Consider the following 20,651-nt stretch of genomic DNA (forward strand, 5'->3'; position numbering starts at 1 on the left):
CAGAAAGGCAAACATCATGCTGAACCAGATCAGAGGCCTTCATCACGTCACGTCGATGGCGGCCGATGCACGCCAGAACAACAGCTTCTTTACCGATACACTCGGCCTGCGTCGCGTGAAGAAGACGGTGAACTTTGACGAACCAAGTGTTTATCACCTCTATTATGGTGATGAAGTCGGCACCCCCGGCTCGGTCATGACTTACTTCCCGTTCCCGAACATCGTGCGCGGTCGTCCGGGCGTTGGCGAAGTCGGTGAAACCGAATTCGCTGTGCCAAAGGATTCGCTTGGCTTCTGGAAAGACCGTCTGGTCGCAAAAGGCGTAACCGGCCTTGAAGCTGACCGCGTGTTTGGCGCTGAACGTCTGCGTTTCCAGGGGCCGGATGGCGATGGCTTTGCACTCGTTGAGATTGACGATGACAAGCGTGCGCCATGGATCAGTGCGGGCGTTTCCGAAGATGTAGCTATCCGCGGCTTCAGCGGCGCACGCATGCGGCTTCACGACATTGACGCCAGTGCCGAACTGCTCAAGTTCATGGGTTATGAACGCGCTGAAACCGAAGGCAATATCAGCCGCTTCATCATTCCAAATGGCAATGGTGCCGATACGGTTGATCTCGAAGCCCTTCCTTCGGCACAGGCTGCACGTCAGGGCGCAGGTTCTGTCCACCACATCGCCTTTGCGGTGCCGGACCGGGCTGCACAGCTTGAAGTGCGCAAGGCGCTGATGGACACGGGCTATCATGTCACGCCGGTGATCGACCGCGATTATTTCTGGGCGATCTACTTCCGCACCCCGGGCGGCGTGTTGTTTGAAATCGCAACCAATGAACCCGGCTTTGACCGCGATGAAGACACGGCGCATCTGGGCGAAGCACTCAAGCTGCCAAGCCGCTATGAGGCCTATCGTGATCGCATCGAAGCCAATCTCGAGCCTTTGACTGATAAATAACTGGATGCCTCCGGCTTTGCCGGAGGCACCCTCCTTTGGAGGATTATCATGACAAAAAAGGAATATTTCAGCTTCCGGCGCGAAGGTGTTGCCGGTTCTCCGGTCGTCATCGCGTTTCACGGCACAGGTGGCAATGAGCACCAGTTCACCGGCCTGATCGACCAGATACTGCCCGATGCAGGCATTGTCGCGCCGCGCGGCGATGTATCGGAATTCGGTGCCAATCGCTTCTTCCGCCGTACAGGCGAAGGCGTCTATGACATGGATGACCTTCACCTGCGCACGGAGAAGATGCTGGGCTTTATAAGCGAGGTTCGCGAGCAGAATCTGGGTCGTGAAATCTATGCGCTCGGTTATTCGAACGGAGCAAATATTCTGGCATCCATGCTGTTTCGCGACCCAAACCTGTTTAACCGTGCAGCACTCATGCATCCGCTGATCCCATGGACACCGGAACCGCAGCCCGCACTCTCCGGCAAACGGGTTTTGATCACGGCTGGCGAAGTCGATCCGATCTCGCCACTCAAGCTCTCAAAGAGCCTGATTGAATGGTTCAAAGCACAGGGTGCAGACGTCAAATCCCTGATTGCACCCGGCGGGCATGAAATCCGTCCCGTTGAATTGGAGAGCTTGCGGAATTTTCTGCAATAACTCAAAGAGTTGAGATCATCATCCACTTCAATAGCCATAAAAAAGTAGCGGCTTTTTCAAGCCGCTACCCTGTCGCTTCAAATCTGACTGGAGGTTATCAAATCCGAACGAACGATCAGATCAGAACGAACGCTGGAAGCGAACCATGCCCTGCCAGGCCTTTTCGCCCTTAAGTTCCGAGCGGTCATCCGACCACTTGGTGTAAGAAATTTCAGGCGTTACAGTGAAGCCCGGCACCAGAGTGTAAGCTACGTTTGCAGTGGCTGCAAAACGGCCGACATCTTCATAAGCTGCCTGAACGTTGATCGTTGCCTGCTTGGTTGCCTTGAACTTGGCACCACCCCAAACGGCCCAATCGCCACCCCATGTACCGTAGAAGCTGTCGATGCGACGAACACCGCGCCAGCTACCATCAGCAAAGCGCTGTGTAACCGTGTAGTTGTCATCGTTCGACTTGTATGCGCCCTGCACCCAGACCGAGAACTGTTCGGTCACGTTCACATCGAGGCGAACTTTACCGGCCCACTCTTCGTTGAGTGCGTCATAAGCTGCAACACCAGCAATCGAACCCCATGACTGAGCAAACTTCAAGCCACCAACAACATGCGGCGTGTAGTCATCGATTGTGACGTTGACGTCCGAGTCGCCATTGCCACCCTGTTCGAGAGCGATTACAGCCGAGAAACCGTTGCCGCCCTTGAAGCTATAGCTGATGGCGTTGGTGCGCGTGCCGCCGGCCAGAATGACGTCGTCGTTCATGACATCGCCGAGGTAACCAGTAAAGGTCACGAACTTGGATTCATCGAGACCAAGGCGAAGACCGCCGAGTTCGATATATGCGAAGCGGAGCTGGCCGCTTGCGCCGTTTTCACCGTTGTTCCAATCATAGCGCACGTCGGCATAGGTCTTAAGTGTGCCCAGATCCGTCTCGGACGCAGTAGAAAAACGAAGTTCAAAGCGGGACTTCATGTCATAGGTGTCGCGTTCCAGCTGCGACAAACGCTTGGCGTAGACGTTATCGCCCCCTTTAACGTCATAACGAAGATAGCCGTGAATACGTAGGCAGGTTTCGGTGCCTGGGATGTAGAAATAGCCCGCGCCATAAGCATCGCAAACGCGGACATACTCTACGGCTTCTGGCTCTGGTGCAACGATCGCATCAGCAGCCTGTGCAGCCGACACAAACGAGAATACTGCAGCCGAAGCGCAGAGAAAATTCTTAACCCTCATAAAATAACTCCATAAGCGAGGTGTGACGCGAGGGCTTATAAAATATAAAATCACTAAATCAATAAATATAATGTGTATTTTTCATGAAATTATTTTTTGTTTATAAAATTAATACCTCACAAATATGTTTTAATTCAATCTCAAATAGTTAATATTGATTCGAATCAATTTAAGTAAGTATATTTTGATTTTTATACCCATTTGAACAGCTAGCTAGCATGGTTTGATGACAGAAATTTAACACCCTGACATATTTGACGGGGTGTCGAACTCAGGGAACCTGCCTGCAAGAATTGTGGTTCAACTTCTGCCTCGTACAGTAGCCAGACCACCGATACCTTAAAGGAATATGTATGAGGGAGCTTGAGCTCAAACGCTCTAAAGAGTATCAGCACTCGTTCTCTCGTTTCATTTTAATACTGATAAGGCGCATACGGCATGAACCCAGAATTTATCGTCACGCACTCTGGGGGCTTTCATGCCGACGAGTTGATGTCGAGTGTCATACTCACCAGGCTTTTCCCTGATGCCCAGCTTATTCGCAGCAGGGACCGCAATTGATTACGCCAAACGTTGACCGCATTATTTACGATGTAGGCGGCCTCTATGATCCGGAAGCGCGTATTTTTGATCACCATCAGCGCGGCGCACCGCACCGCGAAGACGGACAACCCTACAGTTCATTTGGTCTGATCTGGAAGCATTATGGACACGACTACCTTATGCTCTCCGGCATTCCCGAGACGGATGTAGAAGCTATTCACGCGTCCTTTGACCAGAATTTCGTACTTCCAATTGATCTGGTGGACAACGGCGAACTGAGCCCTTCTATTGCCGGACCACTTGCGGGGCTGACCCTGCCCACACTTTTGGAGACGCTTAAACCCGTCTTTGATGAAACAAACCCCGAGGCTGATGATCAGGCGTTTCAACGCGCTTTGATCATTGCCCGCAGTTTTGTCGAAGCAAAAATCGCAGGAAGTGCAGCGAAATTGCGGGCTGAGGCCATTGTGCAAAATGCAATTGAAGCTGCAGGCGAAAATCGGGTGCTGGAACTTCCGCTCGGAATGCCTTTCCGGTCTGCAATCGTCAAAGCTGGTGCCGATCATCTGCTGTTTGTCGTTCATCCTAGAAATAACGATTGGTGTTCGACGGGCATCCGTAAATCGGATGATGGGTTTGAATTACGGGCTGACCTTCCTGCAGCTTGGGCTGGGTTAACCAATGGCGATCTGGAAGCAGCATGCGGTATTGAAGGTGCAAGCTTCTGCCACAATGGCCGTTTTATTGCTGCAGCACGCACCAGAGAAGCTGCAATTGCGATGGCTGATATCGCCGTTCAGGAAGCTTTGAGCGGTCAGTTATGACAATAGCTATTGATCGCAATTAGAGCGCATCCCGAAAAGTGTGAAACGGTTTTCGGGATGCGCGTTAAAACAAATATTTAGAGCGACGATCTGATCCAATCAGATCGAAACGCACTCTAAAAAGAGGCTCGAGAGAGCCTCTTTTAGTATCGACATGGATAATATAAAGGATGGTTATTCCTTCACCGCTCCAGTCATCGACGAGACGTAATAGTCGACAAAGAATGAATAGAGAATGACAACCGGCAGCGACCCAAATAACGCACCGGCCATAAGCGCTCCCCACTCAAAGATATCGCCGCGCACAAGTTCAGTCAGCACTCCCACAGGAACGGTCTTGTTTTCTGAAGACTGAATAAATGTCAGTGCATAGATGAACTCGTTCCACGAAAGAGTGAAGGCGAATATACCTGCCGAAATCAGCCCTGGAACCGCAAGAGGCAGAATAATCCTCCACAAAATTTGCCAGCGACTTGCACCATCAACGAGTGCACTTTCTTCCAGCTCAAATGGAATCGAGCGGAAGTATCCCATCAGCAACCAGGTACAGAATGGGATAAGAAAGGTCGGATAAGTAAAAATGAGAGCCAAACGAGAGTCATAGATCCCAAGTTTGAAGACGATAAATGCCAGCGGAATGAACAGGATTGATGGTGGAACAAGATAAGCCAGAAAAATCAGCAAGCCTACCGAGCGCGAGCCGGTAAAGCGGATACGTTCAATCGCATAGGCGCTTAGAACTGATGTTACCAGTGATATGAACGTTGCACATGTCGCAACGAGCATCGTATTCCATAACCAGCCCGGATATGACGTCTCAAACAACAGATACTTGATGTGATCGAATGTGGCATCGACCACCCAGAATGGGCTGTAATTGTCATAATCTGTGAGCTGTGAATTTGGCTTAACTGCAGTGATTGCCATCCAGTAGAATGGAAAGAGCAGCACGAAAATAAACAGCGCAATGGGTATATAGATTGTCACCACTCTTCTAGGCAGCCTGTTGAGATAAGACATGCCCTGGGTGTCATCAGTAACCGTATTGATCGCCTGATCCTTGGCTTTCATGATTTTCTCCATTCTCAATCACCTCCGCCCTGCTGCCATTTGCGGCGTTGCAAACCGAAGAAGGAGAACATAATTGCGGCGAGCAGGAACGGGATCATTGCGACCGCTATCGCAGCACCCTCGCCTAACTGGCCGCCCGGAATTGCACGTTGAAACGATAGGGTGGCCATGAGATGCGTCGCGTTCACAGGCCCACCTTTGGTCAAAACATAGATCAGCTGAAAATCTGTGAATGTGAACAGAACGGAAAACGTCATCACCACAGCGATGATCGGCGTCAGCATCGGTAATGTCACATGCCTAAAACGCTGCCAGCTGGATGCACCGTCAAGGGAAGCTGCTTCCTGCAAGGATGCTGGAATGGTCTGCAGGCCCGCAAGGAGAGATATCGCCACGAAAGGAATGCCGCGCCAGACATTGGCAGCAATGACAGACAATCGTGCATTGGTTGGATCGCCCAGAAAATTGATGGGCTGGTCAATCAGGCCGATCTGCATGAGCGACCAGGATATAATGGAAAACTGTGCGTCGTAGATCCACCAGAATGCGAGTGCTGAAAGTACGGTTGGCACCACCCACGGCAACAGTACAATTGCGCGGAAGAAAGATTTGATCGGCAAATTTTCGTTCAGCAACAGCGCAAGCCAAAGGCCCAAACCAAATTTGAGAACAGATGCGACGAACGTATAGAGGACCGTGTTGAACACAGATAGCCAGAAAACACTGTCGTCCCAGAGAAACTCATAATTCTCAAGGCCAATAAAAATGCCGTCGCGTCCTATCTTGGTGTCGGTGAAGCCCAGCCAAACCCCCAGGCCAAGCGGATAGGTAAGGAAGCAAAGCAGAAAAACTGCTGCAGGCAGCATGAACAAAAATCCAAGCATATCGCGATTGTTGCTCAGGCGCGGTCGGGCGGGACTTTGCTGCGCCGCATCGCTCCCGGAGTCTTTTTGTATTCGTCATCGTCATGGATTGCACCTCCAGAACACCAGAGCATTTCTGGTTGAAGTTCGATCACGAGAAATGTTCTATCTCACTGTTTTTGCATACATCTTGTTCCGAAAACCGCTTCGCTCTTTTGCCGGAAATGCTCTATGCGAAGCGGAGGCGCAGGCTTTCACCTACGCCTCATGATTATGTCGGTCACACGCGATAATATCTGTTCGCCCGCTTTTCAGCGCTTGCCATCGCTTCCTCCGGAGTTTCCGCTCCTGTGACTGCAGAGGCAAACATATCGACCAGAACGTAGTCAGCCATCACGGCCGCTGACGCATATCCCAGAGGGCCTGCATACCCATTCGGCCGCAGGGTTTCCGATGCTCGGGCATAAGGCGCATGGATGGGATTCTCCGTCCAGACCGGATTGTTTGCGAACGCCTTAAGTGGCTGGCAGCAATAGGCGCTCGACCCCTTGATCCATGCATTCATCTGGTCAGCTTCCATCATGAACTTAAGGTAAGCTTTTGCGGCTTCTGGATATTTTGTATGTTTGAACACGAGCAAAGAACTGGTCTGATGCAATTCAACGCTCTTCCCAACAGGTCCAATTGGGAAGTTTGTACTGCGCATATCCTCAGCAATTTCAGCAAGCTTCGGGTCATTCTTCGCAGCGTAATAGATCGAAACACCGTTCGCAGTTAATGAAACCTGCCCCGCAAGAAACGCGCGATTGTTATTGATGTCCAGCCAGCTTTCCGTACCTGGAATAAATGTGGCGTAGAGCTCTTTTGCGTAATTCAATGCGGCCAGTGTTTCAGGCGAATTGATAGTGACTTCGCCCTTTTTCATTGACCATTTGTGCGCCGTGGCTCCACAACAACCAATGGGCGTAGTTGTTGCCATCACCAACTGCTTTACCATGTGGAAAGCCCGCTGGCGTGCCTTTGGCTTTCATCGCTTTGCAAAGCTCCAGGAAGCCTGCGGCATCCTTGGGGGAACTCGCTAAAGCCTGCTGCTTTCATATGGCTGTCACGATAAACAATGGCATTGCCGATTGCAGTCAACGGCATGGCAATGAATTTATCATCCCGAACTGCATATCCCTTCAACCCATCATAGAAGCCGCCATACTTACCGTCGAGATATGTACCCAGTTCCGTGAGGTCTACGAGCTTGTCGGGATATTGATGGGCATCATCGAACCAGCACATGACAATGTCCGGGCCAGATCCAACATTGGCTGCGACCGCTGCTTTGGGGCGAATATCTTCCCAGCTTTCCTTATCAATGCGGACTGCAACACCAGTGGCATCGCTGAATTTCTTTGTGTTAGCAAACCAGCTCTCTTCGTCGCCCTTCACGAAAGGTGTCCAGCGCAAGAGCCGAAGACTTGCGCCTTCTTCGGGTTTATATTGAGGTTCGGCAGCAAAAAGCCGGAGAGTAGCCAAGGCCAGAAAGACCTGCAGCGCCAACAAGGCTTGCTGTTCCTGCAAGAAATGTTCTTCTTCTGATAGTCATTATGCTCCTCCTCCAAAGATGGGACTTCTCGTTGATCACATCCGCTGTCCCAAACCACGGATGCAGAAATCTGGTGACATGCGTCTTTCCCAGAAACGGCACACCGAAGGCTCCTCTCCTTTTTGGTGCGCGGAATAAACTCAGGCCGACAGCCGCATTCCATCCTGTTCATCGAACAAGTGAACATTTGCTGGATCAATTGAGATTGAAATCATCTCGCCAGGGCGAACGTCGACACGTTCGCGGAAAATGCAGATATTTTCTGTTCCGCCAAAATTCACGACGATATGTGTTTCATAGCCCGTTGGTTCAATGACGACGACCGGCACCTGCATGCCCGCGCTATCAAGCCGGATATATTCAGGACGCAACCCATAAAACGAGATCGCGGCCGACAGCGGCCGGATAGGCGCGAGAAAGTGGTAATCGCATACCATCTTCAGCAACAAATGTTTTTTGGATCTTCCGGGGCGAGCCTGCCCTTGATCATATTCATTGCGGGTGAGCCGATAAATCCTGCGACAAACAGGTTGCTCGGATTATCATAAAGCTCCAGCGGTGAGCCAATCTGCTCAACGCGCCCGTCATGCATGACCACGATCTTGTCAGCCATTGTCATCGCTTCAATCTGATCGTGGGTTACATAAACGGTTGTCGTCTTAAGTCGATGATGCAATTCCTTAATTTCTGCACGCATAGCCACTCGGAGCTTGGCGTCGAGATTAGACAGTGGCTCATCGAACAGGAAAACCTGCGGATCACGAACGATCGCGCGCCCCATGGCAACTCGCTGGCGCTGCCCTCCTGAAAGCTGACGCGGATATCTGTCGAGCAGATTTGTCAGACCGAGAATACCAGCCGCATAGTTCACCCGCTTCTCAATTTCGGCCTGTGGCGCAGAGTTGAGCATCAATGAGAAAGCCATATTCTTGGCAACTGTCATATGGGGATAAAGGGCATAGTTCTGGAACACCATAGCAATATCGCGTTCCTTGGGCGGCAGGTTATTTACTGTTCTTCCGCCAATGCGAACCTCCCCGCCGGAGATATTCTCCAGCCCGGCCAACATTCTCAAAAGGGTTGATTTTCCGCAGCCAGAAGGCCCAACAAGAATGACGAATTCGCCATCTTCAATATCAATATTCACGCCTTTGATAACAGGAAAGGTACCGAAAGATTTCACTACCTCAGCGAACTGTACAGCTGCCATGCGTATCCTCCCAGAGTGTGATCGATAGTTTATGTTTTTTGGAAAAATGAAAACGCCAGCTCCTCACTTCCGACATTTACACCTTCGCTATTTCTCTCCTTTGTTAGACTTCATACCATTGCAGCAGACGACAGTATCAACCGCGCCCGACTAATGGCATTTTGGTTGCCATCACCGTCATGGTCAACACATTAGCGTCCAAAGGCAAACTCGCCATATAAACAACTGCATTGGCAACATGTGTTGGGTCAATTGTTGGTTCTGCGGCAATCGTCCCATTTGCCTGAATGACACCAGTCGATATTTTCTGCGTCATGTCACTTGCAGCGTTCCCGATATCGATCTGCCCGCAAGCAATATCAAAGTTACGCCCGTCAAGTGCCGTCGACTTCGTCAGGCCAGTGATGGCATGCTTGGTCGCAGTATAAGGCGCAGAGTTTGGACGCGGTGTCGTCGCTGAAATTGATCCGTTATTGATGATGCGACCACCACGCGGCTGTTGCGCTTTCATGATGCGAAATGCCTGTTGTGTGCACAAAAAACGCACCTGTCAGATTGGCGCCTACAATTGCACTCCAGTCATCGAAACTTATTTCCTCTAAAGGAACACCTGGCACCAAAGTACCCGCATTGTTGATCAGAAGATCCAGTCGTCCAAATTTGCTTTCGATGTTGTCAAAAAGGGTACGCACTGACACGGGGTCGCTTACATCCGCTTTGAAAGCGTGGAAATGTCCACCCGTATCAGCTGTAAGTTCCTTAACCGCCTTATCGAGAACCTCACCACGTCTGCCCGAGATGATGACCTGATAGCCTGCAGTGCCAAGCGCTTTTGCAATTGCACGGCCGACCCCGGTTCCCCCCACCTGTCACAAGTGCAATGGGCTTATTTCCTGCAGCTGATCCAGCGCTCATTACTATTATTCCTCCTCGTTCTCGTCTCTGTACCGCTTAATAGCTTCATTCAAAAAGGCGCATCCATTTTAGTCCATCAACGGTAGACGTTGCCGGACGATATTCAGCCCCAATAGGTTTTTGATAGCCAAGCTTATCGAGCCAACTCAAAATATGTCTGTAGTTTAACTCCCCGTGATCGGGTTCTGCACGATCGGGAACGGACGCTATCTGAACATGACCGATATGCGGCATCAATGCTTCAAGCCGTTTACTGATATCACCCTCCATGATCTGGATATGATAACAATCAAACATCAGCTTCAGATTGTCCTGACCGAGCTCTTCGATAATCGATAGACCTTGCGCAGAAGTTCTCAGAAAGTATCCCGGCGCATCGCGTTCATTCAGGGGTTCGATCAGAATAGTCATGCCATAGATAGATGCGCGCTCGCAGGCATAGGTGAGATTACTCAGAAAAGTGCGATGGGCTTCCGTTCCTTCACTACGTCCTGCCATGACGTGTATATTGGGCACGTTAAGTTCGCTGGCATAGGCGATCGCCTGATCAATAGCCGCGCGTGCTTCGCTTTCACGGCCCGGAACGGCTGTAAGACCATTATCTCCAGCTTCCACATTGCCGCGACTAGTATTGAGACCCAGCATTGGCAACCTGGTCTCGCGAAGAGCGGCAGCTATATCCTTGATATCATAGGAATAGGGCCAATGACATTCCACAGCATCAAAGCCAGCCTTTTTGGCTGCGCGTATAGCATCAGGAAGAGGCAGCTCTTGCCACAGGAAACCCAAATTGGCCGAGAATTTCGCCATATTACTCCCACTCCACATCAAATTTTTCCACGATCTGACTGATCTGCGCATCGGTTAAGAGCTTGGGTTTCAGCCCGTGGGTCAACAAAGCAAGTTTGGCCGTTTCTTCGAGTTCCTCGATCGCGTAAACCGCTGCTTCCAGATCTTTCGATGCAACGACAGGGCCGTGATTGGCCAACATAACCGCACTTCGCTTACCAGCCAGCCCGCGGATTGCATCGCCGGTTGCCGGATCACCCGGCAAAAAGTATGGCAAGAGCTTGACCTTGCCGAGCTTCATGATCGAATAAGCCGTTAGAGGCGGCAGCATGTTATCGGGATCGATATTTGGTAGCATTGAAAGGGCAACCGAATGGCACGAATGCAAATGCACAACTGCCCCGGCCTTGGCACCGCGCGTTTCATAAAATGCGGAATGTAGCGGCATTTCTTTTGTGGGACGATCACCGCCAACCAATATCCCTGCCTCGTTGAATAGCGATAGTCTTTGAGGATCAAGCCCACCAAACGAGCTGCCTGTTGGCGTTACCAACAAGCGCCCGTCGGAAAGGCGAGCTGAAATATTTCCCGAAGATCCACCTGTAAGCCCCCGATCAAACATCGATTTTGCTAACCGGCAGATATCCTCTCGCAATCTTGCTTCTTCGCTCATGCGACCTCCAGCATCTGAAGTGCATCGGAGAAGAAGGACGCGGTTCCAAAATTGCCGGACTTAAGTGCGAGTGCGACGGTTTCATCGCCAATTTTGGCATAGGTCCATGGAACACCGGGCGCGATTTCTTTACCGACCCTGAGCTTCGAGACTCCAAGTGCCTGAGCAACTGCGCCCGATGTTTCACCACCAGCGACCACAAATCGACGTATTCCAAGTTTGAACGAAGCGAGCGCCAATTCAGCGAGCGCCTGTTCAACAATTTGTCCGGCCCGTTCCACACCAAGCTTCGATTGCGCCTCTTGCACAGACGTTGGATCAGCACTTGCATAAATCAGCTTCGGCTTTTCGGCCGGTTGTTTTTGAAGCCAGTCGAGCGCATCCGCGATACCACGTTCGGCCAGAACTGTTGGGTTCAGCCGATAACTCGCAGCCCTATCACGATAGAGTTCGACCTGCTTGAGAGTCATGGCCGAACAACTGCCTGAAAGTACAATCTGTCCCTTCTGCACCTGAGGTTCAGGTACAGTTTCAGTGGTTTGGCCAATCATACCGGAGCCAGCGAGAAGTGCTGGCAGTGGCATAGCGAGAGCGCTACCTCCACTGATTAATGGGAAATCCAGTGAGGCTTCCGCGATAATTGAAAGATCATCATTCGCAACCGCATCAATAATAACGTGTGCGATGCCGTCAGCCTCCAGTTCCCTTAATCTGGATTTGAGAGCTTCCACTCCACGCGCGACAGTAAGCCGGTTGACGAGGCCCACTTTTCCACGCACCTGTGGCGTCAACAATCTGACCAGACTGGAGTCGCGCATGGGCGTTAAAGGATGGTCTTTCATCGCGCTTTCGTTGAGAAGCGCTTCTCCCACAAAAAGATGCCCCATGAAAACATTACGACCATTTTCCGGAAATGCAGGGCAATAGATCGTCTGAGACGTGCCTATATCGGCCATCAACGCTTCAGCAACTGGCCCTATATTGCCTTTTTCAGTGCTGTCGAAGGTCGAGCAATATTTCCAGTAGAAGCGTTTTGCACCGCGAGCGCTGAGCCATTCATAAGCAGATCGCGCCTGATCAACAGCCATGTTTTGAGGAATTGTACGGCATTTAAGAGCGATAATTTCGAACGCTGCGGCGTTGCCTTCAGGTTCGGCTTCTGACGGCAATCCAAGTCGCAAAGAAACTGGATAGCCACTTCGAGCCAAAAGACCTGCGAGATCGGTTGCTCCGGTAAAGTCGTCAGCAATGGCGCCTAAAACAATACCCATCGTCTAATCCGTCATTCCGGGCAATATTACATCGCTTTTTAAGGCGAGAATCTTTGCTACAGCTGCGTCATCCTGAGGTCCGAATCCGGCACCGGCAGCCTGATTAAAGAGTTCCAGTGCTGTTTGACTTAAAGGTGTCGACCCTCCAGCCTCGGAAGCTTCGGAGGTTACTATGCCCAGATCCTTGACAAAGATATTCACTGCAGAACGTGGTGTGTAATCGCCTTCCACAATGTGCGGTCCGCGATTTTCGAACATCCATGAAGAACCCGCCGAAACACGAATGACGTCGAATACTGTCTGAAGGTCTAATCCAACTTTTGCTGCAAGAGTGAGAGCTTCTGCTGTTGCCGCGATATGTACACCGGCAAGCAGCTGATTGATCATCTTGACCTTCGAGCCCAGTCCGGGCACTTCACCGAGACGAAATACCTTGCCAGCAACAGCATTCAAACTGGACGCAGCAATGTCAAAGGCTGCGTTCGAGCCAGATCCCATCACCGTCATTTCGCCTGTGAGAGCCTTTTGATGCCCACCGAAACCGGCGCGTCTATAACCAGCATGCCCGCCGCTTCGAGGCTTTCGGCTATTTCGACGGTGGCGCTCGGCGCCATAGTTACGCACAAAGAAAGACTGTGCCTCGAACAGCGCTTGCCAATGCACCTTTGGCGCCGAACAGGACATCCTTTGCCTGATCAGAATTCACAACGAAAACGAATACTACATCGCTAGGCCCCGCCTCGGCTGCGGTTGAGTATGCCTCGCCGCCTTCTGCCGCGAAACGTTGCAAAACCTCGTGACGAACATCCACGCCTTTAACATGAAAGCCTGCGCGCAATAGTGACGTGGCTGCCCCCCAGCCCATGGAGCCAAGTCCGATTACAGTTACTGTCTTATCCGGCGTCACGTCATGTCATCCTTGGTTCAATTCATCTTCGATATGAATTTTGATGATTTCATCGAACGATGTATCCGCGACAAAGCCCAACTCGATCGCGCGACTTGCATCAAAATCTTGCGCCCAGCCATCAACGATCCCAGCAATAAGCGGATCGCGTTCTTTACGGATCAACGCCACGGCTTTGTCGCCGGCAACTCTTCGCAATGCTTCAATCTGTTCACCAACTGTGGCTGAGAGGCCTGGCATGTTCAAAACACAGCGATGGCCGAGGCGCGCAAGATCAATCGTTGCAGCATGCAGGAGAAAACCCACTGCACGGCGAGGACTGACATGCCAATGTCTGACGGTTTCATCCACCGGCAGAATTGCTTCCTTGCCTATGAGGGGTTCACGCAGGATATTGGAGAAAAAGCCGGACGCAGCTTTATTTGGCTTTCCTGGGCGAATACACACCGTCGGCAGCCGGATTCCGATGCCGTCCAAAAAAGCCTTTGCGCGAATAATCCGCGAGCAGCAGCTCGCCTATTGCTTTCTGCGTTCCATAGCTTGTACGCGGCGTCAAAAAGAATTCATCATCAATTTTCTCTGGAAAGGGTGCCCCAAAGACAGCAATCGACGATGTGAAAACCACACGTGGTTTATACGGAGAGATGTCCCTTTGTTTGCGAATAGCTTCAAACAGATATCTCGTGCCATCAAGATTGATTGCATAGCCTTTGTCGAAATCGAGCTCGGCTTCACCGGATACGATCGCTGCCAGATGAAATATAACGTCTGGTCGACCTGCAACAAGAGTGGTTGCTACTGCGGGATCAGAAATGTCTGCGGCATAGGTCTCAACTTTGCCGGAATATCCGTCTGGGGCAGAAGGCGAGATTACGTCCACCAATGTCAAAGCATTGACTTCCGCTCCGGCAATACCTCCATTACGGCTGATGGCTTCCGCAAGTTTGCGTCCGACCATTCCTGCCGCGCCGATAATCAAGACATGCATACAGTTTTGCCCTTCTTCATTTGGTTACATGCAGTTCATTTGCAGCCTTTGCGACAGCACATACGTGCTCATGGCTACCGAGTTTCGGCGGCCAAGGACTTTTTCGTGGAGACATAAATTCGTTCTTCATGCGCGGCAAAAGCTGCCATCGCTGCAACCCGATCACGCTTTTCCAACGCGCTCAAGATAACCTGATGATCAGCAAAGCTCCCATCGACGGCACCCGGCTGCGCCATGGCGCGACGACGATGCTCCATCATGTAAGTGTAAAGATCTGTCACGATATCTGCGAGAAGCGGATTCCCGCATTCGCGATAGATCGCCACATGAAACTCCCGATCACAGATCAGAAAGCGGACTGGGTCATCCATGCAACTCGCCTGAGCATCAAGAGACCGATGCAACAATTCCAACGCATCATCCGAGATGCGCTCAGCTGCATCGCCGACAATCTGCTGCTCGACAAGCAAGCGCGCTGCATGAACCGCATGCACATCGTAAAGATCGACATTGAGGCGAGATGTTATACCGATAGAAAGCCCGGTCAGATCGATGCTTGCCACACGCGTTCTTGCGCCTTGAGCGACCTCAAGAATACCACGCGCTGCCAAAATCTGGATCGCACCACGAACAGTTTGACGACTGACGGAAAGTGCCGTCGCCAGCTCTCTTTCCCCCGGGAGCTCATCACCGATACTCAGCAATCCAGAAGCAATAAGGGCGCTGATCTTGTCTGCGATCACATCGCGAATGGTGCGCCGCTCAAGGTTGCGCCCGAGCCCTGCACTCTTATCGAGTAAAAGATCGTGAACAACGTTCAAGCGACACTCCACTGATCTACTGGTTCATCCACTAGTCCAGTTACACTCTGCGACGTGAAGCTTTCTGTCAAGAGACTGCCGCGTCCAGCAGATCGAGTTTCAACAATTTCTAAATACCGAAACGCTGGCAAGGCCAACAAATATAGCGTCGATCAGCCATCCTCCACGCGGCAGCACGCGCAAAAAGCAGAAGCGGCAGTTGCATTTCTGTGTATTATCAATAATTATCAATTATATCTATAATTTGATTCTTGAGGACCTTATTCGTGCAAGTTCAGACATCAAAATCGCCACAACTCGAACGTAACGTATCAGAATTACCTCCCTACACCATCAATCAAGCTATTATTATCTATAATTTACCGTTCAATGATCTGTTGTTCCGCGCTCAGAGCGTTCACCGCATGTATTTCGACCCCAATGCCGTGCAGATGAGCCGCCTTTTATCGATAAAAACCGGCGGGTGTGCGGAAGATTGCGGCTATTGTAGCCAATCCTCGCTACCCGACCGGCCTAAAAGCCTCAAAACTGATGGAAGTTGAGAAGGTACTCGGAGAAGCCCGCAAGGCCAAGGATGCAGGCGCAACGCGCTATTGTATGGGCGCAGCATGGCGTAGCCCGAAGGACCGCGACATGGACACACTTGTTGCCATGGTTGAAGGCGTGAAAGCGCTCGGCATGGAAACCTGCATGACACTGGGCATGCTGACAGATCAGCAAGCACATGACTTTGCCAAAGCCGGGCTCGATTACTACAATCACAACATCGACACGTCCGAACGTTTCTATTCTGAGATCATCACCACCCGAACGTTTGAAGACCGGCTGAACACGCTTGAAACTGTGCGTGCAGGCATCAAGGTTTGCGCCGGTGGAATTTTGGGCATGGGTGAAACAATCGACGACCGCATCTCGATGTTGCTGACGCTCGCTAATCTGCCCGTACCGCCGGAAAGTGTACCAATCAATCAGCTGATCCCCATTCCCGGCTCAAAATTGGCAAATGCCAAAGCTATCGATCCGATTGACTTCATCCGCACAATTGCATTGGCGCGTATCTTGATGCCGACCTCGCATGTGCGCCTGTCTGCCGGGCGCACCGAAATGAGCGACGAAATGCAGGCGCTGTGTTTTTTTGCTGGCGCGAATTCTATCTTCATCGGCGACACGTTGCTAACGGCCGATAATCCCGGCGAAGACCACGATACTGCTCTATTTAATCGTCTTGGTATTTCTCCCATGCCATTGGAACCGGCAGCCGGTTGATGACTATGCTCGCCAACTATTCAACAGCGCTTGAAGGCCTAAAACGCAAAGCACGACTACGCAGACTGGCGCCGCCGTGCGGCATAGATTTCACGTCAAATGATTTTCTCGCACTTGCCAATGCGCCACGCATGAAAGCAGCAATCCGTGCAGCGATGGATAGAGGCGTTCCGACTGGAGCCGGAGGTTCGCGTCTGCTGCGCGGCAACCATCTGGAACACGAAGCTCTCGAACTGGAAGCAGCCGCTTTTTTTGGTGCTGAAAGCGCTCTTTATTTCGGCAGCGGTTATATGGCCAACTTCGCGCTTTTCGCGACTTTGCCAAGACGTGACGATCTCATTCTGTATGACGCACTTATTCATGCCAGCACCCATGACGGCATTGCGGCCAGCAAAGCCGCATCGATTAGCATCCCCCACAATGATGCTAGTGCCTTTGGTGAAGCAATCCGCAACTGGCGCAACAAAGGCGGCAAAGGGCGCCCATGGATTGCCGTGGAAAGCCTCTACTCAATGGATGGAGACCAGGCACCGCTTACCGAACTCGCTGCAGTTGCCGATCATCATGACGGATTTCTGGTGATCGATGAAGCGCATGCCACCGGCGTCTTCGGCACTGGTGGTCGCGGACTGGCAGCAGGCTTGGAAGACCGAGAAAACGTGCTGGTCTTGCATACCTGCGGCAAGGCGCTTGGCGTGTCGGGTGCATTGCTTGTTATGTCAAAAGTATTGGCAGATTATCTCGTTAATCGTGCACGGGCTTTCATCTATTCCACTGCACCGTCGCCGCTTATGGCAGCAGGTGTTCGCGAAGCACTACGTATCATCAATGATGAACCTGAACGGCGGGAAGCGCTCAATGCTCGGGTCGCCTTTACGGGTCAGGCATTGAAACAACGGTTCGGTATTACGCCAAGCGGATCGCATATCCAGCCGGTCATCATCGGCAACAATGCGCAAGCCTTGCAAATTGCCGAGGCTCTTCAGGAGCACGGCTTTGATGTCCGCGCCATCCGCCCGCCAACTGTGCCTGAAGGCACAGCGCGTCTGCGTCTCTCCATTACGCTCAATGTCAATCAACAGCAGATTTCTCACATGCTGGATTGCCTAGCCGCAACCATGAAAGAGTACAAGGCATGACCCTCCGTTATGTTATATCCGGCACTGATACCGGCATCGGCAAAACGGTGTTTTCTGCGGCCATCACAGGCATATTCAACGCCCATTACTGGAAACCTGTACAATCAGGACTGGATGAAGAAACGGACAGCGAAACCGTTGCTCGTCTAAGCGGCGTGCCAACCGCGCACATATTGCCGGAAGCCTATCGCCTGAAAGCACCCACCTCGCCTCACCTGTCCGCTCGGCTTGAGGGTGTGGAAATCGATCCGACCCGGCTTGAACCACCCGCCTGCAACCGCCCACTGATTATAGAAGGCGCGGGCGGCCTGCTGGTACCGCTAACCGATACAACAGTCTTTGCAGATGTCTTCGCCCGCTGGCGCATTCCTGTCATTCTCTGCGCCCGTACATCGCTTGGCACGATCAATCATACGTTGATGTCCATCGAAGCGCTGCGCAGCCGCAATATTCCTATTCATAGCGTGGCCTTCATCGGCGCTGAAAATATCGACACGCAGACAATTATTGCCAAGATTGGACAGGTGAGAATACTCGGGCGCCTGCCCATTTTGGACGAGCTGACAAAGAAAGCCTCAGCCGAGCCTTCCATGAGAATTTCGATATGGCACCCCTGATGGAGACAACCGCATGACCCGCTCTCCTGTCTGGCATCCGTTTACGCAACATACCCTTATACCGCCGATGAAGCGCATCGTCGCAACCGATGGCGCTTACCTGTTCGATGAAGACGGCACTCGTATCTTCGACGCCATCTCGTCATGGTGGGTGACAACGCACGGCCATCGTCATCCCATCATCATGGATGCAATCCGCGCGGCGACTGAGAGTTTAGATCAGATTATTTTTGCCGAGTTCACCCACGAACCTGCAGAAATCCTTGCCAGAGGCCTGCTCGAATTTGCCCCACGGCCTGAGCCATGTCTTCTTTCTGACAGCGGATCAACCGCTGTCGAGGTTGCGATCAAGATGGCGTTGGGGAGCTTCTACAATCGCGGCATCGTGCGTAATCGCATTGTGGTGATGGAGCACGGCTATCATGGTGACACCATCGGCACCATGTCTGCGGGAGAGCGCGGCGTGTTCAACGTTCCGTTTGAACCACTTCTGTTTGGCGTGGATCGCCTTCCCTTCCCCGATGCGGAGAAAGAACAGGAGACCCTTGATGCGTTTGAAAGTTTTTGCCGTTCGGGAAAAGTCGCTGCCATTCTCATTGAGCCACTGGTGCTTGGCGCAGGCGGCATGAAACTTTATGACAAAGCGGTACTTTGTGCACTTAAGGAAATAGCCAGTCGCTACGGTTGTCTGTTTATCGCTGACGAGGTGATGACCGGATGGGGGCGTACCGGTACGCACTTCGCTTGTGATCAGGTGGGCATTACACCCGATATTCTCTGCACTTCAAAAAGGCCTGACCGGAGGCTCCTTGCCACTGGCGGCAACGCTGTGCACTGCGGAGGTTTTCGATGCGCATCTATCGCAAGACCGCAGCAAAACCTTTTTCCATTCCAGTTCCTATACTGCCAATGCAATTGCCTGCGCCGCCGCTGTCGCCAATCTGGAAGTCTGGCGCAGTGAGCCGGTTGGGGCGCGCATTGCTCAGCTTGCTGCACAACATGCGCGTCAGTTGCAGCGTTTCGAGAATGACGCACGATTTACCAGTATCCGGCAATGCGGTACTATCGCGGCACTCGATCTTGCGTCGCCTTCCAGCGGTTATATGGCCGAAATAGGACCACGCTTGCGTTGGCTATTCCGCGAACGAGCCATACTTTTGCGCCCGCTGGGTAACGTCATCTATCTGATGCCACCCTATTGCACCAGTGCTGAAGAACTTGCTGCCACCTATGATGCGATTGATGAAGTCACATCAATGGTTTCAACTGAGGTTGTTTGATGCCCAAGATTTCTTCCCGTCTTGCCGGCTTTGGTCATGCCGTACCTTCGCGTATCGTTCACAATGCGGAAATTGAAAACCAGCTTGGCCTTGAAAAAGGTTGGATAAAAAGGCGTACCGGGATTCAAAAGCGCCATTGGGCAACGGAAGGTGACACATTAAGCGACCTTGCAGCCGCAGCCGGAAAAATGGCCCTCGACAAAGCGGGAATTGCACCGGATGAAATCGCTATGACCTTGCTTGCAACCTCAACGCCGGATCATCTTTTGCCCCCGTCAGCACCGCTGCTTGCGAATAAGCTTGGGCTGAATCATTCCGGTGCCATCGATCTTGCCGGTGCCTGCTCCGGCTTTCTCTATGCGTTGACACTTGCTGATGGCTTTGTACGAACGCAAGGCAAAGCGGTGCTTATCGTGGCCGCGAATATTCTCAGTCGCAGGATTAATCCGTTGGAACGAGCGACTGCAGTTTTATTCGCAGACGCTGCAGGCGCAGTTGTGTTGGCCCCATGCAAAGACGGACAAAGTGGCCTTAAAGCAGCAGCAATGGCATCAGACGGCAGTGGTTATGGCCTCATCACCATTGCAGCAGGCGGCAGCAACAAACCCTTTCGCCGGAGACCCTACAGATCATTCTCTGATGACAATGCGTGACGGGCGCGAGGTTTTCACACGTGCCGTCGATCTGATGACAGACACCTCACGCCAAGTGCTGGACGAAGCAGGTATAACAGCTTCTGCTATTGACCATTTCATCCCCCATCAGGCCAATATCCGTCTTTGCGATGCGGTGCGTCACAATCTGGGACTTGAGGAGAATAAAATGGTCCGCACAATCGCCACCTATGGCAACTCATCAGCAGCAACCATCCCGTTGTCGCTTTCTGTCCAGCATCAACAAAAGCCATTTGAGCCACACGAGCAATTATTGATGACCGCCGCAGGCGCTGGCTTAACCGGCGGCGCTGCTCTCTTTGTTGTTTGACGACACTAGGTTTTTCCAAGAGGATCGAACCCGGCGCTTCCAATTGCGGCTTTGATGACCCGC

At 51.8% G+C, this 20,651-nt stretch carries 10 protein-coding genes and 10 pseudogenes; 8 read left to right on the plus strand and 12 right to left on the minus strand.

Features of this window, described 5'->3' with window-relative positions:
• Window positions 1-16 precede the first annotated feature (16 nt).
• Complete coding sequence (locus C9380_RS23170; protein WP_105535131.1) at window positions 17-952, plus strand: VOC family protein; 936 nt, start codon at window positions 17-19, stop codon at window positions 950-952.
• 48 nt (window positions 953-1,000) lie between these two features.
• A complete protein-coding gene (locus C9380_RS23175; protein ID WP_105535132.1) occupies window positions 1,001-1,603 on the plus strand; it encodes an alpha/beta hydrolase in 603 nt (200 codons plus the stop codon).
• A gap of 120 nt (window positions 1,604-1,723) precedes the next feature.
• Here C9380_RS23175 and C9380_RS23180 read toward each other — a convergent pair whose 3' ends face one another.
• Complete coding sequence (locus C9380_RS23180; protein WP_128094815.1) at window positions 1,724-2,833, minus strand: porin; 1,110 nt, start codon at window positions 2,831-2,833, stop codon at window positions 1,724-1,726.
• A 438-nt stretch (window positions 2,834-3,271) separates the two neighbouring features.
• On the opposite strand from C9380_RS23180, the pseudogene C9380_RS23185 reads away from it, so the two are divergent.
• Window positions 3,272-4,200: pseudogene (locus tag C9380_RS23185) on the plus strand (MYG1 family protein).
• Window positions 4,201-4,374: 174 nt separating this feature from the next.
• On the opposite strand, the gene C9380_RS23190 reads toward C9380_RS23185, so the two are convergent.
• The 11 genes and pseudogenes from C9380_RS23190 to C9380_RS23240 all read right to left on the minus strand — a co-directional run bounded on the left by C9380_RS23190 (window position 4,375) and on the right by C9380_RS23240 (window position 15,302).
• The gene (locus C9380_RS23190) at window positions 4,375-5,271 is read right to left on the minus strand and encodes a carbohydrate ABC transporter permease (RefSeq protein ID WP_105535271.1); all 897 of its coding nucleotides are present in this window, start codon (window positions 5,269-5,271) and stop codon (window positions 4,375-4,377) included.
• A gap of 14 nt (window positions 5,272-5,285) precedes the next feature.
• Complete coding sequence (locus tag C9380_RS23195) at window positions 5,286-6,155, minus strand: carbohydrate ABC transporter permease (protein ID WP_244430443.1); 870 nt, start codon at window positions 6,153-6,155, stop codon at window positions 5,286-5,288.
• A gap of 259 nt (window positions 6,156-6,414) precedes the next feature.
• A pseudogene (locus tag C9380_RS23200) lies at window positions 6,415-7,728 on the minus strand (ABC transporter substrate-binding protein).
• Between the two features lie 140 nt (window positions 7,729-7,868).
• Window positions 7,869-8,938, minus strand: a pseudogene (locus C9380_RS23205) (ABC transporter ATP-binding protein).
• Window positions 8,939-9,074: 136 nt separating this feature from the next.
• Window positions 9,075-9,853 (minus strand): annotated as a pseudogene (locus C9380_RS23210) (SDR family oxidoreductase).
• A 45-nt stretch (window positions 9,854-9,898) separates the two neighbouring features.
• On the minus strand, window positions 9,899-10,663 hold the full coding sequence (locus tag C9380_RS23215) for a hydroxypyruvate isomerase family protein (RefSeq protein ID WP_128094487.1): 765 nt from the start codon (window positions 10,661-10,663) through the stop codon (window positions 9,899-9,901).
• A gap of 1 nt (window position 10,664) precedes the next feature.
• Window positions 10,665-11,315, minus strand: coding sequence for a 3-oxo-tetronate 4-phosphate decarboxylase (gene otnC / locus C9380_RS23220; protein ID WP_105535139.1), 651 nt, complete (start codon window positions 11,313-11,315; stop codon window positions 10,665-10,667).
• Window positions 11,312-12,586, minus strand: a complete 1,275-nt coding sequence (gene otnK, locus C9380_RS23225; RefSeq protein WP_128094488.1) for a 3-oxo-tetronate kinase — start codon at window positions 12,584-12,586, stop codon at window positions 11,312-11,314. Before otnK ends, otnC begins: the two co-directional genes overlap by 4 nt.
• A 3-nt stretch (window positions 12,587-12,589) precedes the next feature.
• Window positions 12,590-13,451 (minus strand): annotated as a pseudogene (gene ltnD / locus C9380_RS23230) (L-threonate dehydrogenase).
• 48 nt (window positions 13,452-13,499) lie between these two features.
• Window positions 13,500-14,481, minus strand: a pseudogene (gene denD, locus C9380_RS23235) (D-erythronate dehydrogenase).
• A gap of 74 nt (window positions 14,482-14,555) precedes the next feature.
• Complete coding sequence (locus C9380_RS23240) at window positions 14,556-15,302, minus strand: FadR/GntR family transcriptional regulator (RefSeq protein ID WP_105535143.1); 747 nt, start codon at window positions 15,300-15,302, stop codon at window positions 14,556-14,558.
• A gap of 332 nt (window positions 15,303-15,634) precedes the next feature.
• Between C9380_RS23240 and bioB the strand changes: the two are divergent.
• From bioB to C9380_RS23265, 5 genes and pseudogenes are all read left to right on the plus strand, one after another.
• Window positions 15,635-16,568, plus strand: a pseudogene (gene bioB, locus C9380_RS23245) (biotin synthase BioB).
• A complete protein-coding gene (locus C9380_RS23250) occupies window positions 16,568-17,707 on the plus strand; it encodes an 8-amino-7-oxononanoate synthase (RefSeq protein ID WP_128094490.1) in 1,140 nt (379 codons plus the stop codon). Before bioB ends, C9380_RS23250 begins: the two are co-directional and overlap by 1 nt.
• A pseudogene (gene bioD / locus C9380_RS23255) lies at window positions 17,704-18,341 on the plus strand (dethiobiotin synthase). The gene C9380_RS23250 and the pseudogene bioD overlap by 4 nt, the downstream one beginning before the upstream one ends.
• Window positions 18,338-19,604, plus strand: a pseudogene (locus tag C9380_RS23260) (adenosylmethionine--8-amino-7-oxononanoate transaminase). The pseudogenes bioD and C9380_RS23260 overlap by 4 nt, the downstream one beginning before the upstream one ends.
• Window positions 19,604-20,588, plus strand: a pseudogene (locus tag C9380_RS23265) (beta-ketoacyl-ACP synthase III). Before C9380_RS23260 ends, C9380_RS23265 begins: the two co-directional pseudogenes overlap by 1 nt.
• Window positions 20,589-20,651: the final 63 nt, after the last annotated feature.

Origin of the sequence: Brucella pituitosa (genome assembly GCF_003049685.1) — a bacterium.
Lineage (GTDB): Bacteria > Pseudomonadota > Alphaproteobacteria > Rhizobiales > Rhizobiaceae > Brucella > Brucella pituitosa.